At 39.9% G+C, this 25483-nt stretch carries 27 protein-coding genes; 21 read left to right on the forward strand and 6 right to left on the reverse strand.

Annotated elements, in window-relative coordinates; translation table 11 throughout:
- The first annotated feature begins 201 nt into the window (after positions 1 to 201).
- The 8 genes from MK396_RS04885 to MK396_RS04920 all read left to right on the forward strand — a co-directional run bounded on the left by MK396_RS04885 (position 202) and on the right by MK396_RS04920 (position 6641).
- A complete protein-coding gene (locus MK396_RS04885; RefSeq protein WP_268723845.1) occupies positions 202 to 402 on the forward strand; it encodes a F0F1 ATP synthase subunit C in 201 nt (66 codons plus the stop codon).
- A gap of 39 nt (positions 403 to 441) precedes the next feature.
- A complete protein-coding gene (gene atpB / locus MK396_RS04890) occupies positions 442 to 1155 on the forward strand; it encodes a F0F1 ATP synthase subunit A (protein ID WP_268723846.1) in 714 nt (237 codons plus the stop codon).
- 13 nt (positions 1156 to 1168) lie between these two features.
- The gene (gene atpF, locus MK396_RS04895) at positions 1169 to 1663 is read left to right on the forward strand and encodes a F0F1 ATP synthase subunit B (RefSeq protein WP_268723847.1); all 495 of its coding nucleotides are present in this window, start codon (positions 1169 to 1171) and stop codon (positions 1661 to 1663) included.
- On the forward strand, positions 1663 to 2199 hold the full coding sequence (locus tag MK396_RS04900) for a F0F1 ATP synthase subunit delta (protein ID WP_268723848.1): 537 nt from the start codon (positions 1663 to 1665) through the stop codon (positions 2197 to 2199). The genes atpF and MK396_RS04900 overlap by 1 nt, the downstream gene beginning before the upstream one ends.
- Positions 2200 to 2213: 14 nt before the next feature.
- Complete coding sequence (gene atpA / locus MK396_RS04905) at positions 2214 to 3719, forward strand: F0F1 ATP synthase subunit alpha (protein WP_084854135.1); 1506 nt, start codon at positions 2214 to 2216, stop codon at positions 3717 to 3719.
- 15 nt (positions 3720 to 3734) lie between these two features.
- Entirely contained in the window at positions 3735 to 4613 is an 879-nt protein-coding gene (locus tag MK396_RS04910) for a F0F1 ATP synthase subunit gamma (RefSeq protein ID WP_000301231.1), read from the forward strand.
- A gap of 191 nt (positions 4614 to 4804) precedes the next feature.
- Positions 4805 to 6211, forward strand: a complete 1407-nt coding sequence (atpD, locus tag MK396_RS04915; RefSeq protein WP_000094371.1) for a F0F1 ATP synthase subunit beta — start codon at positions 4805 to 4807, stop codon at positions 6209 to 6211.
- 10 nt (positions 6212 to 6221) lie between these two features.
- Complete coding sequence (locus MK396_RS04920; protein ID WP_000940837.1) at positions 6222 to 6641, forward strand: F0F1 ATP synthase subunit epsilon; 420 nt, start codon at positions 6222 to 6224, stop codon at positions 6639 to 6641.
- Positions 6642 to 6684: 43 nt separating this feature from the next.
- Here the strand turns inward: MK396_RS04920 and MK396_RS04925 are convergent, their stop codons facing one another.
- Positions 6685 to 7698, reverse strand: a complete 1014-nt coding sequence (locus tag MK396_RS04925) for a lactonase family protein (RefSeq protein ID WP_268723849.1) — start codon at positions 7696 to 7698, stop codon at positions 6685 to 6687.
- A 176-nt stretch (positions 7699 to 7874) separates the two neighbouring features.
- Between MK396_RS04925 and MK396_RS04930 the strand changes: the two genes are divergently transcribed.
- From MK396_RS04930 to MK396_RS04955, 6 genes are all read left to right on the forward strand, one after another.
- Entirely contained in the window at positions 7875 to 9851 is a 1977-nt protein-coding gene (locus MK396_RS04930; protein ID WP_268723850.1) for a peptide ABC transporter substrate-binding protein, read from the forward strand.
- Between the two features lie 116 nt (positions 9852 to 9967).
- Complete coding sequence (locus MK396_RS04935) at positions 9968 to 11134, forward strand: AI-2E family transporter (protein ID WP_268723851.1); 1167 nt, start codon at positions 9968 to 9970, stop codon at positions 11132 to 11134.
- Positions 11124 to 12353 (forward strand): tetratricopeptide repeat protein, encoded by a 1230-nt coding sequence (locus MK396_RS04940; RefSeq protein WP_268723852.1) that lies wholly within the window; start codon positions 11124 to 11126, stop codon positions 12351 to 12353. Before MK396_RS04935 ends, MK396_RS04940 begins: the two co-directional genes overlap by 11 nt.
- 136 nt (positions 12354 to 12489) lie before the next feature.
- The gene (locus tag MK396_RS04945) at positions 12490 to 13131 is read left to right on the forward strand and encodes an amino acid ABC transporter permease (RefSeq protein ID WP_268723853.1); all 642 of its coding nucleotides are present in this window, start codon (positions 12490 to 12492) and stop codon (positions 13129 to 13131) included.
- Positions 13132 to 13141: 10 nt separating this feature from the next.
- Positions 13142 to 13771 (forward strand): amino acid ABC transporter ATP-binding protein, encoded by a 630-nt coding sequence (locus MK396_RS04950; protein ID WP_268723854.1) that lies wholly within the window; start codon positions 13142 to 13144, stop codon positions 13769 to 13771.
- A 15-nt stretch (positions 13772 to 13786) separates the two neighbouring features.
- Complete coding sequence (locus tag MK396_RS04955) at positions 13787 to 14626, forward strand: amino acid ABC transporter substrate-binding protein (RefSeq protein WP_268723855.1); 840 nt, start codon at positions 13787 to 13789, stop codon at positions 14624 to 14626.
- A gap of 227 nt (positions 14627 to 14853) precedes the next feature.
- Here the strand turns inward: MK396_RS04955 and lysS are convergent, their stop codons facing one another.
- The 5 genes from lysS to MK396_RS04980 all read right to left on the reverse strand — a co-directional run bounded on the left by lysS (position 14854) and on the right by MK396_RS04980 (position 19336).
- Positions 14854 to 16344 (reverse strand): lysine--tRNA ligase, encoded by a 1491-nt coding sequence (gene lysS / locus MK396_RS04960; RefSeq protein WP_268723856.1) that lies wholly within the window; start codon positions 16342 to 16344, stop codon positions 14854 to 14856.
- Between the two features lie 138 nt (positions 16345 to 16482).
- Positions 16483 to 17106, reverse strand: a complete 624-nt coding sequence (locus MK396_RS04965; RefSeq protein WP_268723857.1) for a histidine phosphatase family protein — start codon at positions 17104 to 17106, stop codon at positions 16483 to 16485.
- A complete protein-coding gene (locus MK396_RS04970) occupies positions 17106 to 17588 on the reverse strand; it encodes an aminoacyl-tRNA deacylase (protein WP_221160724.1) in 483 nt (160 codons plus the stop codon). Before MK396_RS04970 ends, MK396_RS04965 begins: the two co-directional genes overlap by 1 nt.
- Complete coding sequence (locus tag MK396_RS04975; RefSeq protein ID WP_268723858.1) at positions 17588 to 18430, reverse strand: DUF368 domain-containing protein; 843 nt, start codon at positions 18428 to 18430, stop codon at positions 17588 to 17590. Before MK396_RS04975 ends, MK396_RS04970 begins: the two co-directional genes overlap by 1 nt.
- A gap of 105 nt (positions 18431 to 18535) precedes the next feature.
- Positions 18536 to 19336 (reverse strand): glycoside hydrolase family 25 protein, encoded by an 801-nt coding sequence (locus tag MK396_RS04980; RefSeq protein ID WP_268723859.1) that lies wholly within the window; start codon positions 19334 to 19336, stop codon positions 18536 to 18538.
- 154 nt (positions 19337 to 19490) lie between these two features.
- On the opposite strand from MK396_RS04980, the gene glmU reads away from it, so the two are divergent.
- The 7 genes from glmU (at position 19491) to MK396_RS05015 (ending at position 25474) form a co-directional block, all read left to right on the forward strand.
- A complete protein-coding gene (gene glmU / locus MK396_RS04985; RefSeq protein WP_268723860.1) occupies positions 19491 to 20870 on the forward strand; it encodes a bifunctional UDP-N-acetylglucosamine diphosphorylase/glucosamine-1-phosphate N-acetyltransferase GlmU in 1380 nt (459 codons plus the stop codon).
- A gap of 9 nt (positions 20871 to 20879) precedes the next feature.
- Entirely contained in the window at positions 20880 to 21425 is a 546-nt protein-coding gene (locus MK396_RS04990; RefSeq protein ID WP_000393797.1) for an NUDIX hydrolase, read from the forward strand.
- Between the two features lie 11 nt (positions 21426 to 21436).
- Positions 21437 to 21748, forward strand: a complete 312-nt coding sequence (gene macP, locus MK396_RS04995) for a cell wall synthase accessory phosphoprotein MacP (protein ID WP_125397886.1) — start codon at positions 21437 to 21439, stop codon at positions 21746 to 21748.
- A gap of 15 nt (positions 21749 to 21763) precedes the next feature.
- Positions 21764 to 22456, forward strand: a complete 693-nt coding sequence (locus MK396_RS05000; protein ID WP_125397885.1) for a 5'-methylthioadenosine/adenosylhomocysteine nucleosidase — start codon at positions 21764 to 21766, stop codon at positions 22454 to 22456.
- A 76-nt stretch (positions 22457 to 22532) separates the two neighbouring features.
- Positions 22533 to 23027 (forward strand): chromosome segregation protein RocS, encoded by a 495-nt coding sequence (rocS, locus tag MK396_RS05005; protein WP_000021250.1) that lies wholly within the window; start codon positions 22533 to 22535, stop codon positions 23025 to 23027.
- A gap of 81 nt (positions 23028 to 23108) precedes the next feature.
- The gene (locus tag MK396_RS05010; protein ID WP_061421081.1) at positions 23109 to 23702 is read left to right on the forward strand and encodes a 3'-5' exonuclease; all 594 of its coding nucleotides are present in this window, start codon (positions 23109 to 23111) and stop codon (positions 23700 to 23702) included.
- A gap of 8 nt (positions 23703 to 23710) precedes the next feature.
- Positions 23711 to 25474 carry a glycerophosphoryl diester phosphodiesterase membrane domain-containing protein gene (locus MK396_RS05015; RefSeq protein ID WP_000801706.1) on the forward strand — a complete coding sequence of 588 codons (1764 nt, stop codon included), beginning with the start codon at positions 23711 to 23713 and terminating at the stop codon, positions 25472 to 25474.
- The last annotated feature ends 9 nt before the right edge of the window (positions 25475 to 25483 follow it).

A 25483-nucleotide genomic window follows, 5' to 3' on the forward strand; every position in this document is an offset into this window, starting at 1 on the left:
TTTTCAATTTATTTCGGAAAATATAGAAAAAGTGGAAACACATTTCATCATAAAATGAGAAACTTATCTATACAGTGGTATAAAAATAGCAAAAATAGAAATAAATCATCTGAAACGCTTCCAACGTAAGTAAAAAGTTGACAAAAACAAATTTTAGGACTAAACTAAATAAGTAAATTTTAAATAAAAGGAGAATTCATCATGAGTTTAACATTTTTCGGTCTATGTCTTGCCTGTATGGGAGTATCCCTTGCAGAGGGTATGTTAATGAACGGTTTGTTCAAATCTGCAGCACGCCAACCAGATATCATCCCACAATTGCGTAGTTTGATGATTATGGGGATTGCCTTCATTGAAGGAACATTCTTGATTACCCTTATCTTTTCATTTGTCATCAAATAATAAACAGAAACGAATAGAAAAGAAAGGGGAGGATTCTAGATGGAAGAAAGTATTACTAAAACCATCTCTATTGGTCCTGTTACCTTTGATTTGACTATGTTAGTTATGTCTTTGTTGACGGTAATGGTTGTTTTTGCTTTTGTTTATTGGGCTAGTCGTAATATGGCCTTGAAACCCAAAGGAAAGCAAAATGTACTAGAGTATTTCTACGACTTTGTCATCGATTTTACCGAACCTAACATTGGCTCACGCTATATGAAAGATTACTCGCTCTTTTTCTTTAGTTTATTTCTCTTTATGATTATTGCAAATAATCTTGGTTTGATGGCCAAACTTCAAGCTACGGATGGTACCAACTGGTGGACTTCACCAACCGCCAATTTGCAGTATGATTTGGCTTTGTCATTTGGGATTATTTTGTTGACACATGTGGAGGGTATTCGTCGTCGTGGTATTAAAAAATACTTAAAGGCCTACATTACACCTGCCTTTATGACACCGATGAATATTTTAGAAGAATTTACCAACTTCTTGTCTTTGGCTTTACGTATATTTGGGAATATCTTTGCCGGAGAAGTGATGGCAAGTTTGCTTATTACTCTTTCTCATCAGGCTCTTTATTGGTATCCAGTAGCTTTTGGTGCCAATTTGGTTTGGACGGCATTCTCGGTCTTTATTTCTTGTATCCAAGCGTTTGTCTTTACCATGTTGTCTTCTATGTATCTAGGAAATAAAATTAACGATGAAGAGTAGAAAGGAGTAAATGATGCACGTAACAGTAGGTGAATTGATTGGTAACTTTATTTTAATCGCAGGCTCTTTTATTCTTTTACTAGTCTTGATTAAAAAATTTGCATGGTCAAATATAACAAGTATCTTTGAAGAACGAGCTAAAAAGATTGCTGCTGATATTGATGGCGCTGAACAAGCTCGTCAAAAAGCAGAGACTCTTGCTCAAAAGCGCGAAGATGAATTAGCAGGTAGTCGTAGTGAAGCTAAAACTATCATTGAAAATGCTAAAGAGACAGCTGAAAAGAGTAAATCAGATATTTTGACTGAAGCTAAGCTAGAAGCTGGTCGCTTGAAAGAAAAAGCTAACCAAGAAATTGCGCAAAACAAAGCTGAGGCTTTACAAAGTGTTAAGGGCGAGGTGGCAGATTTGACAGTTAGTCTAGCTGGAAAAATCATCTCACAAAACCTTGACAGTCATGCCCATAAGGAACTCATTGATCAGTATATCGATCAGCTAGGAGAAGCCTAATGGACAAGAAAACAGCAAAGGTAATTGAAAAATACAGCATGCCTTTTGTCCAATTAGTGATTGAAAAAGGAGAAGAGGACCGGATTTTTTCAGACTTGGATCAAATCAAGCAAGTCGCAGAAGAAACGGGCTTACCTTCTTTTTTAGCTCAGGTGGCAGTCGATGAGTCAGATAAGGAAAAAACAGTTGGTTTCTTTCAAGACTCTGTCTCACCTTTAATGCAAAACTTTATTCAGGTTCTGATTTACAATCACAGAGCAAATCTTTTTTATGAAGTAATTGCAGATTGTTTGAATCGCCTTGAAAAAGAGACCAATCGTTTTGTAGTCACGATTTCTTCAGCCCATCCTTTAACAGATGAACAGAAGGAACGTCTGCTCCCATTGATAGAGAAGAAAATGTCTCTGAAAGTGCGGAGCGTCAAAGAACAAATTGATGAAGGACTCATTGGTGGTTTTGCCATTTTTGCTAATCACAAGACAATTGATGTGAGTATTAAACAACAACTTCGAGTTGTTAAAGAAAATTTGAAATAGAAAGTGGTGTTCTTTTGGCAATTAACGCACAAGAAATCAGCGCTTTAATTAAGCAACAAATTGAAAATTTCAAACCCAATTTTGATGTATCTGAAACAGGTGTTGTAACCTATATCGGGGACGGAATTGCGCGTGCTCACGGTCTTGAAAATGCCATGAGTGGAGAGTTGTTGATCTTTGAAAACGGCTCTTATGGGATGGCGCAAAACTTGGAGTCTACAGACGTTGGGATTATCATTCTTGGAGACTTTACAGATATCCGTGAAGGCGATACAATCCGTCGTACAGGTAAAATCATGGAAGTCCCTGTTGGTGAGGGCCTTATTGGACGTGTTGTCGACCCGCTTGGTCGTCCAGTTGATGGTCTTGGAGAAATCCATACTGATAAGTCTCGTCCAGTAGAAGCGCCGGCTCCTGGCGTTATGCAACGTAAGTCTGTATCAGAACCATTGCAAACAGGTTTGAAAGCTATTGATGCCCTTGTTCCGATTGGTCGTGGTCAACGTGAGTTGATTATCGGTGACCGTCAGACAGGGAAAACAACCATCGCTATTGATGCTATTTTGAACCAAAAAGGTCAAGATATGATCTGTATCTATGTAGCGATTGGGCAAAAAGAGTCAACTGTTCGTACGCAAGTTGAGACACTTCGTCAGTACGGTGCCTTGGACTACACAATCGTTGTGACAGCCTCTGCTTCACAACCTTCTCCATTGCTCTTCCTAGCTCCTTATGCTGGGGTTGCTATGGCAGAAGAGTTTATGTACCAAGGGAAGCATGTTTTGATCGTTTATGATGATCTTTCAAAACAAGCGGTCGCTTATCGTGAGCTTTCCCTCTTGCTTCGTCGTCCACCAGGTCGTGAAGCCTTCCCTGGGGATGTTTTCTACCTTCACAGCCGTTTGCTTGAGCGTTCAGCTAAGGTTTCTGATGAACTTGGTGGTGGTTCAATCACAGCTCTACCATTTATCGAGACACAAGCAGGAGATATTTCTGCTTATATCGCAACCAACGTGATTTCAATAACAGATGGTCAAATCTTCCTTGGCGATGGTCTCTTCAATGCAGGTATTCGTCCAGCCATCGATGCGGGTTCATCTGTATCACGTGTGGGTGGTTCTGCACAAATTAAAGCTATGAAGAAGGTTGCTGGTACACTTCGTATTGACCTTGCTTCATATCGTGAGTTGGAAGCCTTCACTAAGTTTGGTTCTGATCTGGATGCGGCTACTCAAGCTAAGTTAAATCGTGGACGTCGTACCGTTGAAGTTCTGAAACAACCAGTTCACAAACCATTACCTGTTGAGAAACAAGTAACCATTCTCTATGCTTTGACACATGGTTTCTTGGATACGATTCCTGTAGATGACATTGTTCGTTTTGAGGAAGAGTTTCATGATTTCTTTGATGCACAACATCCAGAGATTTTGGAAACTATTCGTGAAACAAAAGACTTGCCAGAAGAGGCAGTCTTGGATGCTGCGATTACAGAGTTTCTCAAACAATCCAGCTTCCAATAAGAATAGAGGTGTCAGATGGCAGTATCTCTAAATGATATTAAAACAAAAATCGCCTCAACAAAAAATACTAGTCAAATCACTAATGCCATGCAAATGGTATCGGCTGCTAAACTAGGTCGCTCTGAAGAAGCAGCGCGCAACTTCCAAGTTTACGCTCAGAAAGTTCGTAAGCTTTTGACGGATATTCTGCATGGTAACGGATCTGGTGGTTCTACCAATCCGATGCTCATCAGTCGTCCAGTTAAGAAAACAGGCTATATCGTTATTACTTCAGACCGTGGCTTGGTTGGAGGTTATAATGCTTCAATCCTTAAAGCTGTGATGGAGCTGAAAGAAGAATACCATCCAGATGGTACAGGTTTTGAGATAATCTGTATTGGTGGTATGGGAGCTGATTTCTTTAAGGCTCGTGGCATTCAACCAATCTATGAACTACGTGGCTTGGCAGATCAACCTAGTTTTGATGAAGTTCGTAAAATTATTTCAAAAACGATTGAAATGTATCAAAATGAACTTTTTGATGAACTCTATGTTTGTTACAACCATCATGTCAATACTCTCACAAGTCAAATGCGTGTGGAACAAATGCTGCCGATTGTTGACTTAGATCCAAATGAAGCGGATGAGGAGTATAGCTTGACATTTGAGTTGGAAACGAGTCGTGATGAGATTCTAGAGCAGTTGTTACCTCAGTTTGCAGAAAGTATGATATACGGGGCTATCATCGATGCCAAGACAGCTGAAAATGCTGCAGGTATGACAGCCATGCAAACGGCGACCGATAATGCCAAAAAGGTCATCAATGATTTGACAATCCAGTATAACCGTGCTAGACAGGCGGCGATTACACAAGAAATTACAGAAATCGTAGCGGGGGCTAGTGCCTTAGAATAAGGCTTTGCCTCCCTCGTATTAAAATGAACTTATACTCAATGAAAATCAAAGAGCAAACTAGGAAGCTAGCCGCAGGCTGTACTTGAGTACGGCAAGGCGACGCTGACGTGGTTTGAATTTGATTTTCGAAGAGTATTAGGACCTAGTTGAACTAGGAACCGACAGTATCTTATATAGAATAGGAGAAGGAGATGAGTTCAGGTAAAATTGCTCAGGTTATCGGACCCGTTGTAGACGTCTTGTTTGCAGCAGGGGAAACACTTCCTGAGATTAATAATGCACTTGTCGTCTACAAAAATGACGAAAGAAAAACAAAAATCGTCCTTGAAGTAGCCTTGGAGTTGGGTGATGGTATGGTCCGTACGATCGCCATGGAATCAACAGATGGTTTGACTCGTGGAATGGAAGTTTTGGACACAGGACGTCCAATCTCCGTGCCAGTAGGTAAAGAAACTTTGGGACGTGTCTTTAACGTTTTGGGGGATACGATTGACTTGGATGCTCCTTTCGCTGAAGACGCTGAGCGTCAGCCAATTCATAAGAAAGCTCCAACTTTTGATGAATTGTCTACCTCATCTGAAATCTTGGAAACAGGAATTAAGGTTATCGACCTTCTTGCCCCTTACCTTAAAGGTGGGAAAGTTGGACTCTTCGGTGGTGCCGGAGTTGGTAAAACTGTCTTGATCCAAGAGTTGATTCACAACATTGCCCAAGAACATGGTGGTATTTCAGTATTTACCGGTGTTGGAGAACGTACCCGTGAGGGGAACGACCTTTACTGGGAAATGAAAGAATCAGGCGTTATCGAGAAAACAGCCATGGTATTTGGTCAGATGAATGAGCCACCTGGAGCACGTATGCGTGTTGCTCTTACTGGTTTGACAATTGCTGAATACTTCCGTGATGTAGAAGGCCAAGATGTGCTTCTCTTTATCGACAATATCTTCCGTTTCACTCAAGCTGGTTCAGAAGTATCTGCCCTTTTGGGTCGGATGCCTTCAGCCGTTGGTTACCAACCAACACTTGCTACGGAAATGGGTCAATTGCAAGAACGTATCACATCAACTAAGAAGGGTTCTGTAACCTCTATCCAGGCTATCTATGTGCCAGCGGATGACTACACTGACCCTGCGCCAGCAACAGCTTTCGCTCACTTGGATTCAACAACAAACTTGGAACGTAAGTTGGTACAGTTGGGTATCTACCCGGCCGTTGACCCTCTAGCTTCAAGCTCACGCGCCTTGGCACCTGAGATTGTTGGTGAGGAGCACTACGCAGTTGCTGCTGAGGTTAAACGTGTCCTTCAACGTTACCATGAATTGCAAGATATCATTGCTATCCTTGGTATGGATGAACTTTCTGATGAAGAAAAGACTTTGGTTGCACGTGCCCGTCGTATCCAGTTCTTCTTGTCTCAAAACTTTAACGTTGCAGAACAATTTACTGGTCAACCTGGTTCTTATGTGCCAGTAGCGGAAACAGTTCGTGGCTTTAAGGAAATCCTTGAAGGAAAACATGACCATCTACCAGAAGATGCCTTCCGTGGTGTCGGTTCAATCGAAGACGTCATTGCTAAGGCTGAGAAAATGGGATTTTAAGAGGTGATCTATGGCTCATTTAACTGTCCAGATCGTGACACCAGATGGCCTCGTCTATGATCACCATGCCAGCTTTGTATCGGTACGAACTCTGGATGGTGAGATGGGGATCTTGCCACGACATGAAAATATGATTGCGGTTTTAGCGGTTGATGAAGTAAAGGTAAAACGAATCGATGACGATACTCATGTGAACTGGATTGCAGTGAACGGAGGAATTATCGAGATTGCCAATGACATCATTACTATTGTAGCAGACTCAGCAGAACGTGCTCGTGATATCGATATTAGCCGTGCCCAACGTGCTAAACTTCGTGCTGAACGTGAGATTGAAGAAGCACAAGATAAACACTTGATTGACCAAGAACGGCGAGCTAAGGTTGCTTTGCAACGCGCCATTAACCGTATCAATGTCGGAAATAAACTATAAAATAAAAATGAGCTTGCTTAAGCAAGTTCATTTTTATTTTACATTAATGTTTAAATGTGATGCAAACGGCTTCGGGAACTTGGAAATCGTTAGAAAGCTCAGCTAATCGACCAGTTTCGGGATTACGTTTAAAGACGGTTGCATTATCTGAATCTTGGTGAACTGCAATTAGAAATTCTTGGTCAGGAGTAAGATTGAAATCGCGCGGATTTTGTCCGTGGCTAGGCACAATTTCTAATAACTCCAGACTACCATCAGCTAGGATGCTAAATACAGCAATGGAATCATGACCTCGGTTTGATGCATAGAGATATTTACCATCTTTTGAAAGACGAATGGCAGCAGTAGCATTAAATCCCTCATATCCATCTGGCAAAGTCGAAATGACTTGCATGCGTTCAAATTCACCAACACCATCGTAAATCAAGACTTCAATGGTACTGTTGAGTTCACAGATGAGGTAGGCAATCTTATAATGATGATGGAAAACGATGTGGCGAGCCCCTGCTCCAGCTTGGCTGTGATAAGTGTAGAGTTTACTTAGTTTTCCTTCTGGGCTAACATCGTAGGTCGTTACTTCATCCGTGCCTAGATCACATGTAACGAGATACTGGTCAGGTGTTAGATCCGTAAAGTGTACATGTGGGGAAGATTGGTTTTCATGAGGACCTTGTCCGCTATGCTGATCTAGATCTATTTGGATGAGGCTACCATCCGATTGACGTTTATAAACTAGAACTTGACCTTTATGATAGTTGGCCCCATAAACGAGACCACGTTTTTCATCTACTGCTACATAACAATGAGGAGCGCCTTCTTCCACCACATGATTTAACAAAGTGCCATCTGTCTTGTAAGCAGCGATTCCACCCAAGCCATCCTGGCTCCCTACGGTGTATAAATGTTGCTGTTGGTCAAAGGCAAGGTAGGTCGGACTTGGTTCAGCAGCAAAGAGCTCAAGATTTGCAATCTGGCCTGTTTCTGTATTAAAATCAGCTTTGTAAATCCCTTTAGATAAGCGACGAGTGTAAGTTCCAAAATAAACAGTTTCTTTCATGTCCATACCTCTTAATAATGATAAACTTATTATACCACAAAATGAAATTCTTAACTGACTTTCATCATTTTTTGAAAATTACAGAAAACATCTTAGGGAGATTTATTTAGTTTTTACCTTGCTTTCAAAAATCAAAGTGATATAATAATCATATATTTGATTTAAAGGAGTGTTTTATGAAAAAACGTATTTTTCTAACGGCTGCAGTAGCAGTGTTGTCATCAGCGCTACTAGCAGCTTGTTCGTCTGGTGGTAAAAATGCCAACCAACCTGTGACTTATACTTATGTCTTCTCATCGGATCCCGCAACTTTGGACTACACAGTTTCTGGAAATTCCAGTACCAAACAGGTGACTGGGAATGTCATCGATGGTTTGCTTGAGAATGACCAATATGGAAATCTTGTGCCGTCTGTAGCAGAGGACTGGAGTGTTTCTAAAGATGGTTTGACTTACACCTATAAAATCCGGAAAGGGATTAAGTGGTACACTAATGAAGGCGAAGAATATGGTGAAGTAAAGGCTCAGGATTTCGTGACAGGTTTGAAACATGCTGTCGCTAAGAAATCACAAGCCCTCTATCTCGTACAGGATTCAATCAAAGGGTTAGATGATTATATTAACGGTAAAACAAATGATTTTTCTACTGTTGGAATTAAGGCAACAGATGATTATACTCTTGTTTATACGCTTAATAATCCTGAATCTTTCTGGAATTCCAAGACAACGATGGGTGTTTTAGCACCAATCAATGAAGACTTTTTAGCCTCTAAAGGGGATGATTTTGGTAAACCTACTGATGTTACAAGTATTCTATACAATGGTCCTTACCTTCTGAAGGGTCTCACATCAAAATCTTCAATCGAGATGACAAAAAACCAAAACTATTGGGATAAAGGAAACGTCTTCATTGATGATATAAAATTGACTTTCTTTGATGGTCAAGATGCAGACTCTCTTGGTCGTGGTTTTGATGAAGGTCTCTACCCAGCAGCTCCCCTCTTTAAGAATTCTGCAAACTATGAGCGATTCAAAGAAAAATACAAAGATAACATTGTGTATAGTCAACAAAGAGGAGGTAGCTACTACATTTCAACTAATATTGACCGTGTAGCCTATAACCATACTTCTAAAACAACGGACGAAGAAAAAACATCTACTAAGAAAGCTTTGTTGAACAAAGATTTCCGCCAAGCCTTGACTTTTGGAGCAGATCGTACGGCTGCTGTCTCTCAAGTATTTGGTGATGAAGTTGCCCCTCGTAAATTACGTACTAGCTTTACACCTCCAACGTTTGTTCAAATTGGAGATCAATCTTTTGGTCAAGTAACAAAAGCAGAACTTGACAAGTTGGATACTGCTTGGAGCGATGTTAGCCTAGATGATGCACAAGATTCACTTCATAATGTAGAGAAAGCTAAAACCAAACTTGAAGCGGCTAAGAAAACTCTTCAAGCCGACGGTGTTCAGTTCCCTATTCATTTGGACTTGCCAGTTTCCTCTACTCAAACAGATTTTGTACGTCAAGCTCAATCGTATAAACAATCAATAGAGGAAGCTCTTGGAGTTGAAAATGTAGTGGTTGATATCCAACAAGTTTCTGATGATGAATTGGGAAGTATGACCGTTCTTGCAACTTCAAAAGACAATATCGACTGGGATATCAATCCAAACAGTGGATGGAGCCCAGACTATGCAGATCCATCAACCTATCTTGATGCATTTGATCCAACATCTGGACCAACTCTTCTTGGAGCACTTGGTATTGCACCAGGATCAGATAGTTCAGCCATTAAGGCAGTAGGATTGGATAAATACAAAGAATTACTTGATGATGCTAACAGTGAGAAAACAGATCTCGAAAAACGCTATTCAAAATATGCTAAAGCTCAAGCATGGTTGACAGATAGTGCTTTGATCATTCCTGTTAACTCTGATGGAGCCCAAATGCTTGTTACAAAGAAAGTTCCAGGAACAGGAGCAGATGGTTGGGTCGGTGATAAAACAAGCGAAAACAGTTATAAATATCTGAAGATTCAAGATAAGATTGTGACAAGTAAAGAAATGGAAGAATTCCGCAAGAAATTTGCTGAAGAAAAAGCAAAATCAAACGAAGAATACCAAAAACAACTATCAAGTCATATTAAAGATTAAATAAATCTCCTCAATTGAGGAGATTTTTCTTTTTGTCTATCTATGTAAGCACTTAAAAAAAGAGTTATTTTAGTCTAAAAATGGTATAATGAGAGAATGACAGAAAGGATGTATTTATGGAACATAAAGAGAAACATTTTAGCCTATCTTGGTTCTTCAAGTGGTTTTTAGATAATAAAGCTATTACTGTATTCTTAGTGACCTTGTTACTGGGCTTGAATATTTTCATTCTAAGTAAGATTAGTTTTATCTTTTTACCGGTTTTGGATTTTCTAGGAGTTGTCATGTTGCCAGTTATTTTATCTGGTTTACTTTATTATCTCCTCAATCCGATTGTTGACTGGATGGAGAAACACAAAATCAATCGTGTTCTTGCCATTAGTATCCTCTTTGTTATAATTGGTCTCTTTATCATTTGGGGGCTGGCAGTTGCTATTCCAAATCTGCAACATCAGGTTTTAAATTTTGCGAAGAATGTGCCGACATACCTGGAAGATGCTGATAAGGTTATCAACGACCTTGTAACCAAACGTTTGCCAGATGATTTTAGACCGCAATTGGAGCAGGTTCTTGCGAATATTTCTACTGAGGCGACGATGTGGGCCAGTAAAATCTCTTCTCAAGCTGTTAACTGGGTGAGCGCCTTTGTCAGCAGTGTATCCCAGGTTATTGTAGCGGTCATTATCGTACCTTTCATGCTCTTTTATCTTTTACGCGATGGGAAAGGTTTGCGAGATTATTTGACCAAGTTTATTCCCACGAAGTTAAAGGAACCAGTAGGACAAGTTTTGTCAGATGTTAATAAACAGTTATCAAACTACGTTAGAGGGCAGGTTACAGTTGCTATTATAGTGGCGATTATGTTTATTATCTTCTTTAAGATTATTGGTCTCAGATATGCTGTGACTCTGGGGATCACGGCTGGTATCCTCAATCTAGTACCTTATCTAGGTAGTTTTCTAGCGATGTTGCCTGCTTTGGTTTTGGGCTTGATAGCGGGGCCTGTTATGCTTTTGAAAGTGATTATTGTCTTTATTGTTGAACAAACGATTGAAGGTCGCTTCGTTTCTCCGCTTATTTTAGGTAGTCAGCTAAACATCCATCCGATCAATGTCCTCTTTGTTCTCCTAACTTCAGGTTCTATGTTTGGTATTTGGGGAGTCTTGCTGGGAATTCCTGTCTATGCTTCTGCCAAGGTTGTTATCTCAGCTATCTTTAATTGGTATAAAAAAGTCAGCGGTCTATATGAAGAAGAAGGGGAGGAAATCAAGAGTGAACAATAGTCAACGCATGCTCCAAGCTTTGGATGACCAAGATTTAACCAAAGCGGATCAGTATTTTCACAAAGCCCTCGAAACAGATTCAAGTGAAGTTCTTTACGAACTAGCAAGCTATCTAGAGGGAATTGGCTTTTATCCTCAAGCAAAAGAAATTTACCAAAATATCGTTACAGAATTTCCAGAGGTGAATCTGAACTTAGCAAGTATTGCTAGTGAGGATGGCAATGTTGAAGAAGCCTTTGCTTACCTTGAGGAAATCACACCCGAAAGTGACTGGTACGTATCGGCCTTGGCCTTGAAGGCAGACCTCTATCAGTTGGAAGGATTGACAGATGTAGCACGCGAAAAGTTACTGGAAGCCTTAAATTACTCAGATGATGCCTTATTACTTTTTGGTTTGGCTGAGTTGGATAGCGAGTTGGGAAATTATCAGGAAGCTATTCAGGGCTATGCTCAGTTAGACAATCGCTCTATCTATGAGCAAACGGGTGTCTCAACCTATCAGCGAATTGGCTACGCTTATGCCCAGTTAGGTAAGTTTGAAGCGGCAACTGAATTCTTAGAAAAAGCTTTAGAATTAGAATACGATGAGCAAACTGCCTTTGAACTAGCTAGTCTTTACTTTGACCAAGAAGAGTATCAAAAATCTGTTCTTTACTTTAAGCAGATTGATACCATTTCACCAGATTTTGAAGGATACGAATATGGCTACAGTCAAGCTTTGCATAAGGAACATCAGGTGGAAGAGGCCCTTCGTATTGCTAAACAAGGTTTGGAGAAAAATCCGTTTGAAACTCGGCTCTTGCTAGCTGCTTCACAGTTTTCGTATGAATTGCATGATACTAGTGGTGCTGAGCAGTTTCTTCTTACTGCCAAAGAAGATGCAGAGGATACAGAAGAAATATTCCTTCGCCTTGCAACCATTTATATGGAACAAGAGAGGTTTGAGGACATTATAGCTCTCCAAAATCAAGAACCTGAAAACCTCTTGACCAAGTGGATGATTGCACGTTCTTACCAGGAAATCGAGGATTTAGATAAGGCCTATGAACTCTATCAACAACTATCGTCTGATCTCAAGGATAATCCTGAGTTTCTGGAGCAGTATACTTATCTCCTGCGTGAATTGGGGTATTTTGAAGAAGCCAAAGTACAAGCTGAAACCTATTTAAAACTCGTTCCAGATGATGTTCAGATGCAAGAACTCTTAGAAACACTTTAAAAGTTATCTCTCTAAAAACGTATCCGTCAATTTGGCAGATACGTTTTTTTGGAAGAAATAGAATTTTTTTACAATTACTCTTGCTAAATTGTTTATTTATGCTATAATAGGAACAATTATTTTTAGGAGGTGCAGTATGTCTTATATGTTTGAGATATTACCAAGTTTATTGAACGGTGCAAGTATGACACTTCAAGTCTTTGCTCTGGTCTTGATCTTTTCAATTCCTTTAGGTATTGTCGTTGCCTTTGCTTTACAAGTCCGCTGGAAACCCCTCCATTATCTGATTGACCTTTATATTTGGGTGATGCGAGGGACTCCCTTGCTCTTGCAATTAATCTTTATTTACTATGTTCTTCCTAGCATTGGGATACGTTTAGATCGTTTGCCTGCTGCTGTGATTGCTTTTGTATTGAACTATGCAGCCTACTTTGCAGAAATCTTTCGTGGTGGGATTGAAACCATTCCAAAAGGGCAGTATGAGGCTGCAAAAGTGTTAAAATTTAGCCCCTTTGCTACAGTTCGCTATATCATCCTTCCTCAAGTGACAAAGATTGTCTTACCGAGTGTCTTTAATGAAATTATGAGTTTGGTCAAGGATACTTCTTTGGTCTATGCTTTGGGGATTTCAGATTTGATTTTGGCTAGTCGGACTGCAGCCAATCGAGATGCCAGTCTTGTTCCTATGTTTTTAGCTGGAGCGATTTATTTGATTTTGATTGGTTTTGTAACCATTGTAGCGAAAAAACTTGAGAAGAAGTACAGTTATTACAGATAGGAGGATTGCTATGTTAGAATTACGAAATATCAATAAAGCCTTTGGTGGCAAACAAATCTTAACCAATTTCAGCCTATCAATTCCTGAAAAGCAAATCCTCGCAATCGTAGGTCCATCAGGAGGCGGAAAGACAACCCTATTACGTATGCTAGCTGGACTGGAAACCATCGATTCTGGGGAAATCTACTATAACGGCGAATCGCTAGCTATAGACGAACTAGAAAAGCGTAATCTTCTGGGATTTGTTTTCCAAGATTTTCAACTCTTTCCGCATTTGTCAGTTCTAGATAACTTAACTCTGTCGCCCGTAAAAACGATGAGTATGGACAAGGAAGTTGCTGAGAAGAAGGCGCGTGGTTTGTTAGAGCAACTTGGGTTAGCTGGACATGCAGATGCCTTTCCATTCTCACTTTCAGGTGGGCAAAAACAACGAGTGGCCTTAGCACGCGCCATGATGATAAACCCAGAAATTATTGGATATGATGAGCCTACATCAGCCTTAGACCCAGAATTGCGATTAGAAGTAGAAAAACTTATCCTTCAAAATAAAGAGCGTGGGATGACCCAGATTGTTGTGACCCACGATCTTCAGTTTGCGGAAAACATTGCTGATCAGATCCTTAAGGTTGATCCAAAGTAGGACTAGGAGGTGCCTATGAAGAGAAAGAAAATTGCCCTTGTACTTGCTCTGTTCTTTAGCTTCTTCCTGACGGCTTGTACGCAGAAGGCAAGTGATCCAAATCAGGATAACTGGGCCAAATATCAAAAACAGGGAAGCATTACCATTGGCTTTGACAATACCTTTGTTCCCATGGGATTTGAGGAAAAGAATGGCCAGTATGCGGGCTTTGATATTGACCTGGCCCAAGCTGTCTCTGAAAAGCTAGGAATTCAGATTAAATTTCAACCCATCGACTGGGATATGAAAGAAACCGAATTACAAAATGGTACTATTGATGCCATCTGGAATGGCTATACAGCTACGGATGAACGGAAAGAGAAGGTTGCTTTTACCATTTCTTACATGGAAAATCAACAAGTTTTGGTCTCTAAAAAGTCTAAAAATATCCACTCAATTCAGGATATGACAGACAAAGTTTTAGGGGCTCAGGCTGGATCTTCTGGTTATTTGGATTTTGAAGCCCAGCCAGACTTATTGAAAAATCGTGTCAAAGACCAGAAGGCCAACCAATACCAAAGTTTTAATGAAGCCTTGATTGATTTGAAAAATGACCGAATTGATGCCTTGTTAATCGACCGGGTATATGCCAATTACTATCTCCAGTCCGAAGGAATACTAAATGACTACAATATCTTTTCAGCAGGGTTTGAAAGTGAAGCTTTTGCAGTGGGTGTTAGACCTGCTGATAAAACTTTGCTAGCTGCTCTGAATCAAGCCTTTGTATCACTATACCAAGAAGGAAAATTTCAGGAAATCAGCCAGAAATGGTTTGGGGAAGATGTAGCCACCAGTCAAGTTAAAAATCAAGAATAAGAAAAGAGATTGAGTTTTTCCTCAGTCTCTTTTTATATCGAAAAATCCTCTGGCAAGTACCAGAGGATAAGGGTTTATACTCAATGAAAATCAAAGAGGAAACTAGGAAGCTAGCCGCAGGCTGCTCAAAACACTGTTTTGAGGTTGTAGATAAGACTGACAAAGTCAGGAACATATATCTACGGCAAGGTAACGCTGACGTGGTTTGAAGAGATTTTCGAAGAGTATTATTTCATTGTTGGGAAGAGCAATACATCACGGATTGTAGTTGTATCAGTAAGGAGCATGCAGAGACGGTCGATACCGATACCCAAACCACCTGTTGGTGGCATACCGTATTCAAGAGCCTCGATGTAGTCGTAATCGATACCTGTTGCTTCATCGTCCCCAAGTTCTTTAGCTTTGGCTTGAGCTTCGAAACGGCTAAGTTGATCGATTGGATCATTCAACTCAGAATAGGCATTTCCGTATTCTTTGGTCATAATGAAGAGCTCGAAACGGTCAGTAAAGCGTTCATCTTCAGGGTTTTTCTTCGCGAGTGGAGAGACAGCTACTGGATGTCCGTAGACAAAGGTTGGTTGGATCAAGGTTTCTTCGACAAATTCTTCAAAGAAGGCATTGATGATGTGACCAACTTCAGTGTAATGCTTTTCAACAGGTACATGTTTTTCATTGGCAAGAGCTACGGCTTCTTCGAAAGTCAAATCTTGCCAGAAGTCAACACCAGTAATTTCCTTGATAGCATCCACCATGTGAACACGTTTAAATGGTTCATTGATTTTGATTTCAGTGCCTTGATAGTTTACTGGACCATCTCCTTTGACAGCCTTTGCAGCATGCTGGATAATACCTTCTGTCAAATCCATAATATCATGGAAATCGGCATAGGCTTGGTAAACCTCAATCATAGTAAATTCAGGATTGTGAGTTGCATCCATTCCTTCGTTACGGAAGATACGGCCAATCTCATAGACGCGTTCCATACCACCGACAATTAGACGTTTGAGATGAAGTTCTAGAGCTATCCGAAGCACCATATCAATATTTTGAGCATTGTGGTGTGTAATAAATGGTTTGGCAGCAGCACCACCGGCCTCGTTGTGAAGTACAGGTGTTTCCACTTCAAGAAAATCATGTCCATCTAGATAACGACGAATTTCAGAGATGATTTTTGAACGAGTGACAAAGCGTTCAAAACTTTCGCGATTTGAAATTAAATCAAGGTAACGTTTACGGTAAATTGTTTCAACGTCAGTCAAACCGTGGAATTTCTCTGGTAGTGGGCGAAGTGCTTTAGACAAGTGTGTAATGTGAGTTGCCTTGATAGAAAGTTCTCCCATATCTGTTCGCATCACTTCACCTTCGACACCAAGGAAGTCACCAAGGTCAGCCTTTTTGAAGATTTCGTAGTTTTCTTCACCGACTTCATCTTTACGAACGTAGATTTGGATTTGACCTTCTCGGTCTTGAAGATGGGCAAAGCCGACTTTCCCTTTTCCACGTTTGGTTACTAAGCGTCCAGCGATAGTAGCAGTTTCATTTAATTCATGTAATTGTTCTTTATCAAGTTCTGCAAATTTGTCTTTTAGTTCTTGAGAGTTAGCAGTACGTTCAAAACGTTTTCCGAAGGGATCGATTCCTTGTTCACGGAGCGCAGCCATTTTTTCACGGCGAACGATCTGCTGGTCATTTAGTTCTTCCATATGTTCTGTAGACATGGGTTCCTCCTAATTTTACTCAAAATTTGATACGATGAGTCATTTTTTGCGATACTCCCATTTTATCATAAATAGCAGAGAAATTCACGGATATTCTTTGAAAACTAAAAAGAACTTGACTATTAAGATCAAGTTCCATTATTTTTCTTGATAGGAAGTGTCATTCCATTTTTCCAGAGTGAAGGTTTCAAAATCATCGGTCTCTAAAACTGTCAGACTAGCATTGGCCAAGCCTCCTTCTTTGCGGAGGTGAGCTTCTTTATAGCCTAAAAGTGTACGAAGGCTAGCAGTGAGATTTGCCCCATGCCCAACGATCAGAATGTTTTCAGCCGGACTTCCTTTCAGAGATTTGATAAATCGAATAGTTCGCTGAGTCGTAGAGTAGAGAGATTCGGCTTCAAACATCTTCGTATCAAACTGAGCCAGATTAGAGCGAAAGGCCTTGATTTGTTGTGGGTAGATGGTATTGAGCGTAGCGATTTTTAATCCCTCTAGTTTGCCAAGTTGCCATTCACGTAGGTCTGGAATACTTTCTAATGAACAAGGTTTCTGGAGTTGACTTTGAATAATTTCAGCAGATTTAACCGTTCTGGGTAAATCACTAGAATAAATCGTATCAAAAGGAACTTCCTTAAGATACTGCCCCAGTTGTTTTAGTATGTCAACGGACTCTGGAAGAAGGGGAGAATCACCGCTAGCACCTTGAAAACGTCCTTCAAGATTCCAGACAGTTCGACCATGACGGACAAAATAGAGTTTCATCAGTTGTTTTCCTCCAAGAGATCAGCAAAATCTGCTTTTACAAAACTGGCTAAGTCTTGAGGTCGGATGATAATACTGTGCCCGACTTCTCCAGCCGAGACAATCATTTTATCCAAATCCAAGGCTTTTTGATCAATAAAAATAGGATAGTTGTGTTTTTGGCGAATACCGACGGGGTTATTTGCCCCATGAATATAGCCTGTCGTTTTTTCTAGGTCTTTTTGTGGAATCATACTCACTTTTTTATTACCAGAAACCTTTGCTAATTTTTTTTCAGCGAGGTGTTCTGTTATGGGGACGATTCCGATAATTGGGCCTGTCTTGTCCCCCAGCAGAGCCAAGGTTTTAAAGATATGTGTTCGATCATATTCCGAAGGAAGTTCACCCTCAAGCGCATTGATTTGAATCCCTGTGTGCTCAATTCCTGCCTTGGTCAAGATTTGTTCGACCAAGGTTTTCTTAATCTTAACTTTCTTTGCCATTATTTATACTTATCCTCCAATTGACTCATCCAGATACCAAGCCAAATGCCAAGTGCAAAGAAGAAGGCGATGAGAACATAGCTTACGATGGAAAGTCCAGTGTATTGGATACTTTCAGCACTTCCAGCATTTGGAATCAAAATCAAGAGGGTGCTTGATAGCACAATTCCAATAATAAAGTGATAAACACGGGAGTGGTAGTTGTTCAAGGCATGGTCCATTAATTTTGAAAAAACGATGAGAGTTGCACCCGCACCAATCCCGATAGGAAGGAAGGTACCAAATAAATCAAAGGTCTTAAAGCCAGTTAACATTGGAGCGTACAGTCCTAAAATCAAGAGTAGATTTGATGGACTTAAACCAGGTACCAAGACACCAAGAGCTAAAAGAACACCCGCTAAGATGAAACTAGCGAAACTGGCGCTGAGAGAACCAACAACAAAGTTTAGCGCGTAGAGCCCTAGTCCTGAAAGGATAAAGGTGGTCCAGAACCAGACTAGATCAATCTTATCACGATCAGATTCTCGAGTAGATTCTTTAAGGAGACTAGGAACTGTACCAATGATAGCTCCAGCAAAGCTCCATAAAACATAGACTTGGTAATTTTGTAGCAGATACTCGATTGGATAAGAAAACAAACCAATGCCTAGCAACATCCCAATTGCTACTGGGATAAAGTATAGGACATTCGCTTTAAAATCCTTAAAGGGATGAGCCAGAAAAGAAATCATTCGCTCGTAGATCCCCAAAATCGCTGCCAGAACACCACCAGAAATTCCAGGTAGGATAAATCCTAAGGCGATGACGATTCCTTTAATAACTCTTGCAATCCATGAAAACATATTAGACTCCTCAATTTCATAAATTTCTTTCTCTGTCTTATCAATTATAACACAGACGGCAAAAAAATGAAAAAGCAAGTGAAAAAGTTGCGATTTTCACTTGCTTTATGGTCTTAAAAATAGCTTTCTGAAGGTTTCTTCTTTTTCCTTATCAGTAGAAATGAGATTGATGTCTAGGTGATGTTCAAATCCTGCAATTTTTCCTTTGGAAGTATACTGATGGAGGTCATAGTCTAAATCAGTATTGGGTGTGGCCTCAAAGTAGCCTGAGTCTGTCCCATAAGAAGGAATCCAGACGGCAGAGAAATTTTCCGTATTGATGCCATGTTCTTGCATGAAATAAACACCAATGTAAATCCCGATATTTTTAGCGCCCAGCGATTCAAGTTTAGCCCGAAAAGCTTCGACTCCGTCATTCATATCTGCCATTGTTTTTTCCTCAACGTCAAGCCAGTAATAACTAGGATTGTATGGAGAAGCAGAATTGTAGAAGACTTCAGCCGCTTTTTTCATTTCTTCTTTGTTCGTACCAGTTAGATAAGCATAAACGGCTACGGGGACATTGCGCTTTTGAAATTCTGAAATGTGATTTTTATAGGATTTATCAACCCCGTTGATAAAGGCCGCATCATTTGCTTCCGTGTGTTGAGTACCACTGTGCACACGAACAATAGCTCCAGAAATATTTTGAGATAAAATATCGTAGTTTATCTCCTCCGGTCTTTGCCAACCAGAAATGTCAATAATGGGTTTATCAAGATTATGCAAGGCCTGGTTTTCAACTTGGACAGTGTTGCTTTTTGACTTGACCGAATGGTCTTCATAAGTTGGTTTATTAAAGATTAAAATAGCTATAACAATGGTGAATAGACTAAAAATAATAGCTGGATGAATCTCTTTTCTCATATTTAATTAGTTTAACGTAAATAGATAAAAAAATCAAAGAAAACGTTGAAAAGATGAATGAACTAGCATGTTTTCCCTATTTCTCTGTTTGTTTACTCCTAAGAAACTAAATTATGGTATAATATAAGGGAATTTCTAGAGAAAAGAGAAGATTATGTCAAATTATGCCATTATTTTAGCAGCGGGTAAAGGTACTCGCATGAAATCAGATCTTCCAAAGGTACTTCATAAAGTAGCTGGAATTTCGATGTTGGAACATGTTTTTCGTAGTGTTGGTGCTATTCAACCTGAAAAAACAGTTACTGTAGTTGGTCACAAGGCAGAGCTAGTTGAGCAAGTATTAGCCGGTCAGACAGACTTTGTTACCCAATCAGAACAACTAGGAACTGGGCATGCTGTCATGATGGCAGAGCCTATTCTCCAAAATCGTACAGGCCACACCTTGGTTATCGCTGGAGATACTCCTCTGATTACAGGTGAAAGCTTGAAAAAACTCTTGGATTTCCATATCAATCACAAAAATGTTGCGACGATCTTGACAGCTGAAGCGGCAAATCCTTTTGGATACGGTCGAATTGTCCGTAATGATAATGCAGAAGTTCTTCGCATTGTGGAGCAGAAAGATGCCACAGACTTTGAAAAGCAAATTAAGGAAATCAATACAGGAACTTATGTATTTGACAATGAACGTCTTTTTGAAGCTCTTAAAAACATCAACACCAACAATGCCCAAGGTGAGTACTATATTACTGACGTGATTGGTATTTTCCGTAATGCTGGTGAAAAGGTCGGGGCCTATACTCTCAAGGATTTTGATGAAAGCCTTGGGGTAAATGACCGTGTAGCTCTTGCTACTGCAGAAGCAGTTATGCGCCGCCGTATCAATCAAAAGCACATGGTTAATGGTGTTAGTTTTGTCAATCCAGAAGCAACATACATCGACATTGATGTTGAGATTGCTCCTGAGGTCCAAATCGAAGCCAACGTTACCTTGAAAGGTCAAACAAAGATTGGTGCGGAGACTATTTTAACAAATGGAACTTATATCGTAGATAGTACCGTTGGAGCTGGGGCCGTGATTACGAATTCCATGATTGAGGAAAGTAGTGTTGCGGACGGTGTAACAGTTGGTCCTTATGCCCATATCCGTCCAGGTTCAAGTCTGGCTGCTCAAGTTCACATTGGAAATTTTGTTGAAGTAAAAGGATCTTCAATCGGTGAAAATACCAAGGCGGGTCATTTGACTTATATTGGAAACTGTGAAGTGGGTAGCAACGTTAATTTTGGTGCAGGAACTATTACAGTCAACTACGATGGCAAAAATAAATACAAAACTGTCATTGGCAACAATGTATTTGTTGGATCAAACTCAACCATTATTGCTCCTGTAGAACTTGGGGATAATTCTCTGGTTGGAGCGGGTTCAACCATTACCAAGAATGTTCCTGCTGATGCCATTGCTATCGGCCGTGGACGTCAGGTCAACAAAGATGAATATGCGACTCGCCTCCCTCATCATCCTAAGAACCAGTAGGAGTTTGTCATGGAATTTGAAGAAAAAACGATTAGTCGGAAGGAAATCTATCAAGGTCCTATTTTCAAACTAGTACAAGACCAGGTGGAACTACCAGAAGGAAAGGGGACTGCCCAACGTGACTTGATTTTTCACAATGGAGCTGTTTGTGTGCTAGCTGTGACAGCTGAGGACAAAATCGTTCTCGTTAAGCAATATCGAAAGGCTATCGAGGCGGTTTCTTATGAGATTCCTGCAGGTAAACTAGAACTTGGTGAAAATGCGGATCCAATGGCGGCGGCCCTTCGTGAATTGGAAGAAGAAGTTGCCTACACTGGTAAGTTAGAACTGTTGTACGATTTCTATTCTGCGATTGGATTTTGTAATGAAAAACTAAAACTCTATCTCGCCAGTGATTTGGTTAAGGTGGAAAATCCTCGTCCACAAGATGATGATGAAACCTTGGAAGTCCTAGAAGTAAGTCTAGAGGAAGCCAAGAACCTGATCCAGTCAGGTCATATCTGTGATGCCAAGACCATTATGGCGATCCAGTACTGGGAACTACAAAAGAAATAGAGGAGCAACCCATGGGAAAACCTTTATTAACAGACGAAATGATTGAACGTGCCAACCGAGGTGAGAAAATCTCAGGACCACCTCTTCAAGATGATGAGGAAACAAAGATCCTACCAACGTCTTCACAACATTTTAGTTATTCACGCTCTAGAGACCACGGTTTTAGTCAAGATACACTTACAATCGAAGTAGAGCCAACGATTCATAAGAGCCGTCGTATTGAAAACACTAAGAGAAATGTTTTTAATTCGAAACTCAATCGCATCTTGTTTGCAGTCATCCTACTTTTGATTTTGTTAGTGTTGGCAATGAAACTCTTGTAATTGAAAGGACTTGAAATGAAAATTGGAATTATTGCTGCCATGCCAGAAGAACTCGTATATTTGACTCAGAATTTGGATAAACCTCAAGAAGTCCAAGTTCTCGGAAATACCTACTACACTGGCTCTGTTGGCAATACAGAAGTCGTTCTAGTTCAGAGTGGAATTGGAAAGGTCATGTCGGCTATGAGTGTAGCTATTCTAGCTGACCGCTTCCAAGTAGAAGCTATTATCAATACAGGATCAGCAGGTGCTCTTGCTGAAGGGATTGCTGTTGGAGATGTAGTGATTGCGGATAAATTGGCTTACCATGATGTGGATGTAACTGCTTTTGGCTATGCTTATGGCCAAATGGCTGGTCAACCTCTTTACTTTGAATCCGATAAGAAGTTCATCGCTAGGATTAAAGAAAACTTATCTCAATTAGAGCAGACATGGCACCTAGGCTTGATTACTACAGGGGACAGTTTTATAGCTGGAGATGATAAGATTGCTAGTATCAAATCCCACTTTCCAGATGTTTTAGCTGTTGAAATGGAAGGGGCTGCTATTGCACAAGCGGCTCAGGCTCTTAGTCTACCTTTCCTAGTCATTCGTGCCATGAGTGACAATGCCAATCACGAGGCCTCTATCTCTTTTGATGAGTTTATTATCGAAGCTGGACGTCGTTCTGCCCAAGTATTACTAGCCTTTTTAAAGGCCTTAGATTAAGCGAAAATTTGACAGTTTATCTAGCTTATGATAAGATTTAAATAAAGAAAAGCTAGAAAACGTTTCAGAGGATATTATGAGTATTGAAATGACCGTCAGTGAGATTGCAGAGGTCTTAGGACTATCTCGTCAAGCAATCAACAATCGTGTCAAAGAACTTCCAGAAGAGGACACGAAAAAAAATGACAAAGGTGTAACAGTAGTTACTCGAAGTGGCTTGATCAAGCTAGAAGAAATCTACAAAAAAACGATTTTTGAAGATGAACCAGTCAGTGACGATGTCAAACAACGCGAACTGATGGAAATCTTGGTCGATGAGAAGAATGCTGAAATTCTTCGATTGTACGAGCAACTCAAGGCCAAGGACCAGCAGTTGACAGAAAAAGATGAGCAGATGCGCATCAAAGACCGTCAGATTGCAGAAAAGGACAAACAGTTGGACCAACAGCAACAGTTAACTCTTCAAGCTATGAAGGATCAAGAAACCTTGAAACTCGAGTTGGACCAAGCAAAAGAAGAAGTCCAAGCAACCAAAAAAGGCTTTTTTGCTCGCCTTTTTGGAGGAAAATAAAGAAGCTGTTTGGGTTACTCACTAACCTAATGGCTTCTTTTATTATTTATAGTTTAGTTTGGGTAGTAATTGAGGTAAATAATGGAAAAATTAAGAGATTATATCGCCTTTGATTTGGAATTCAATCAACACGAGGGGGTTACTCATTTAATTCAAGTATCAGCAGTCCGCTTTCAAGATGGACAAGAAAGTGCTGCTTTTGATTCTTATGTTCATACTACAGCCCCATTGAAGAGTTTTATCAATGGTTTGACTGGAATCACAGCTGAAACCTTGAAAGATGCGCCAAAAGTAGAACAAGTTTTAAAGGACTTTCAAGCATTTGTTGGCGACTTACCTATTGTTGGTTACAATGCAGCTAAGAGTGATTTGCCTATTCTCTTGGAGCATGGTATTGATTATCGTGACCAGTATAAGGTTGATTTATATGAGGAGGCTTTTGAACGCCGTAGTTCTGACCTACACGGCATAGCCAATCTTAAATTACAAACTGTAGCGAATTTTTTAGGCTTTCACGGGAAGTCTCATAACAGTTTAGAAGACGCCCGCATGACGGCGCGTGTTTACGAAGCTTTTTTGGAATCGGATGAAGGAAAGCTATTAATAGAAGACCAGAGTAGTTTTTCGATGAATAATCCTTTCGGTGGCTTAGATTTATCCCAATTTTTAGACTAGGAGTGCCTATGAAACCTGAAAAACCTAAGAAGCTAGGTTTTAGGAAGATATACTATAACCTAGATAAGATTTTATTTCTATTTTTCTTGATATTTATGATGGTTGAGTTTGTCTGGCTACCATTGAATTCATGGATTGCTGGCATCCTTCTGAGACAAACAGGTTACTTGTTTATCTCCTACAATAACTTTTGGGCGATTATACAAGGCTCGCCTTTTATCAGTTTAGCCTTTCTCATCTTAATTGCAATCAATCTCTTGGTTGCTTATTTCCAGATTTGTCTTTTGTTTATCGGTGCTCGCCACCTTCTCTATCATGAAAAGAGAACTTTAATCGAGTACAGTAGAAAAGTATTTCACCAGAGCTTTCTATTCGTTAAGCGATTGAGCTTTTGTAAGATGGCCTTTGTCTTTTTTTACATTGCTATGCTTTTCCCGTTCATCCGAAAGATTTTAAAAATCTACTACCTCAACAAGATTATTATCCCTGATTTTATTGTGAATTATTGGGAAGGTAAACATTGGCTGGTAGGTCTGATGATCATAGCATCCGCTTGGATCTTTCTCTACATCTCTGTCCGATTTATGTTTGCCCTTCCTAAGATTCTCTTTGAAAGAAAGACCGTAAGAGAAGGTGTGAAATATAGTCTCCAAAAGACAAAGAAAAATGTCCTTTTCTTCTCTTGGCATCTCTTGCTCATTATCATTAAAACGTATCTTTTCTTCTTTGGTTTGTTAATTCCCTTGCTTTTTGCGCAAGCAGTGATGGATAATCTAACTCAAAAAGAATCCTTGATTCTCGGTGTAATTAATTTTGTCTTGATTAAAAATTTCCATTATATGACCCTTACTTATTTCCTAGTGAAGTTTGTTTCCTTCCTGACAGGAGAAGAACTAGAGATTATGCCAAGGCGAAAGAAAGATCATCTGATGAGATGGGGTGTCATGGGGTGTGCAAGCATCATCTTTGCCATAGAAGGCTACGTTTATCTGGAAACTCCAGATACCAATACACCTTTAGTGATTTCGCACAGAGGAGTAAGTAATAAAAACGGTGTTCAAAATACTGTGCAGTCTTTAGAAAAAACAGCTCAACTAAAACCAGATCTCATCGAAATGGATGTGCAGGAAACGAAAGACGGTCAGTTCGTGATGATGCACGATGCTAACCTCAAAAATTTAACAGGTATTAATGCTACACCGCAAGATTTGACTCTGGATGAATTAACAAATACAGATATTTACGAGAATGGTTATCAAACAAAGATTTCAAGCTTTGATGCCTATTTAGAGCGTGCAAATGCTTTAAACCAAAAATTGCTGATTGAGATTAAGACCAGTAAAAAAGATAGTCCGCAAATGATGGACCATTTCCTCGAAAAGTACGGAGCGACTATCAAGAAATATGGACACCAGATGCAATCGCTAGACTACCATGTGATTGATAAAGTGTTGACTTATGATTCTGAAATTCCAGTTTACTTTATTCTTCCCTATAACAGTATCTTCCCAAGAACCAAGGCAACTGGTTACACTATGGAGTACTCAACTTTGGACGAATACTTTGTCAATAAACTCTGGACAACTGATCAGAGACTCTATGTTTGGACCGTAAATGGTTCGGAGGCATTTGATAAAGCAGTTCGTCTCGGTGCAGATGGCATGATTACTGATGATCTTGAAATGGTCCAGTCACAAGTCACAATGGCTCAAGACGATCCGGAATATACGGAATTACTCTTAAAGAAAGCAATGGAATTCTTTGATTTCTAAGAAAAAAAA

It is taken from the genome of Streptococcus oralis (genome assembly GCF_026782235.1).
In the GTDB taxonomy this organism is placed as follows: domain Bacteria; phylum Bacillota; class Bacilli; order Lactobacillales; family Streptococcaceae; genus Streptococcus; species Streptococcus oralis_CC.

Bases quoted from the DNA above. Each gene is read 5' to 3' on its own strand.
- MK396_RS04885 (WP_268723845.1), top strand. From the start codon at position 202: ATGAGTTTAACATTTTTCGGTCTATGTCTTGCCTGTATGGGAGTATCC.
- atpB (WP_268723846.1), top strand. From the start codon at position 442: ATGGAAGAAAGTATTACTAAAACCATCTCTATTGGTCCTGTTACCTTT.
- atpF (WP_268723847.1), top strand. From the start codon at position 1,169: ATGCACGTAACAGTAGGTGAATTGATTGGTAACTTTATTTTAATCGCA.
- MK396_RS04900 (WP_268723848.1), top strand. From the start codon at position 1,663: ATGGACAAGAAAACAGCAAAGGTAATTGAAAAATACAGCATGCCTTTT.
- MK396_RS04910 (WP_000301231.1), top strand. From the start codon at position 3,735: ATGGCAGTATCTCTAAATGATATTAAAACAAAAATCGCCTCAACAAAA.
- atpD (WP_000094371.1), top strand. From the start codon at position 4,805: ATGAGTTCAGGTAAAATTGCTCAGGTTATCGGACCCGTTGTAGACGTC.
- MK396_RS04920 (WP_000940837.1), top strand. From the start codon at position 6,222: ATGGCTCATTTAACTGTCCAGATCGTGACACCAGATGGCCTCGTCTAT.
- MK396_RS04925 (WP_268723849.1), bottom strand. From the start codon at position 7,698: ATGAAAGAAACTGTTTATTTTGGAACTTACACTCGTCGCTTATCTAAA.
- MK396_RS04930 (WP_268723850.1), top strand. From the start codon at position 7,875: ATGAAAAAACGTATTTTTCTAACGGCTGCAGTAGCAGTGTTGTCATCA.
- MK396_RS04935 (WP_268723851.1), top strand. From the start codon at position 9,968: ATGGAACATAAAGAGAAACATTTTAGCCTATCTTGGTTCTTCAAGTGG.
- MK396_RS04945 (WP_268723853.1), top strand. From the start codon at position 12,490: ATGTCTTATATGTTTGAGATATTACCAAGTTTATTGAACGGTGCAAGT.
- MK396_RS04950 (WP_268723854.1), top strand. From the start codon at position 13,142: ATGTTAGAATTACGAAATATCAATAAAGCCTTTGGTGGCAAACAAATC.
- MK396_RS04955 (WP_268723855.1), top strand. From the start codon at position 13,787: ATGAAGAGAAAGAAAATTGCCCTTGTACTTGCTCTGTTCTTTAGCTTC.
- lysS (WP_268723856.1), bottom strand. From the start codon at position 16,344: ATGTCTACAGAACATATGGAAGAACTAAATGACCAGCAGATCGTTCGC.
- MK396_RS04965 (WP_268723857.1), bottom strand. From the start codon at position 17,106: ATGAAACTCTATTTTGTCCGTCATGGTCGAACTGTCTGGAATCTTGAA.
- MK396_RS04970 (WP_221160724.1), bottom strand. From the start codon at position 17,588: ATGGCAAAGAAAGTTAAGATTAAGAAAACCTTGGTCGAACAAATCTTG.
- MK396_RS04975 (WP_268723858.1), bottom strand. From the start codon at position 18,430: ATGTTTTCATGGATTGCAAGAGTTATTAAAGGAATCGTCATCGCCTTA.
- MK396_RS04980 (WP_268723859.1), bottom strand. From the start codon at position 19,336: ATGAGAAAAGAGATTCATCCAGCTATTATTTTTAGTCTATTCACCATT.
- glmU (WP_268723860.1), top strand. From the start codon at position 19,491: ATGTCAAATTATGCCATTATTTTAGCAGCGGGTAAAGGTACTCGCATG.
- MK396_RS04990 (WP_000393797.1), top strand. From the start codon at position 20,880: ATGGAATTTGAAGAAAAAACGATTAGTCGGAAGGAAATCTATCAAGGT.
- macP (WP_125397886.1), top strand. From the start codon at position 21,437: ATGGGAAAACCTTTATTAACAGACGAAATGATTGAACGTGCCAACCGA.
- MK396_RS05000 (WP_125397885.1), top strand. From the start codon at position 21,764: ATGAAAATTGGAATTATTGCTGCCATGCCAGAAGAACTCGTATATTTG.
- rocS (WP_000021250.1), top strand. From the start codon at position 22,533: ATGAGTATTGAAATGACCGTCAGTGAGATTGCAGAGGTCTTAGGACTA.
- MK396_RS05010 (WP_061421081.1), top strand. From the start codon at position 23,109: ATGGAAAAATTAAGAGATTATATCGCCTTTGATTTGGAATTCAATCAA.
- MK396_RS05015 (WP_000801706.1), top strand. From the start codon at position 23,711: ATGAAACCTGAAAAACCTAAGAAGCTAGGTTTTAGGAAGATATACTAT.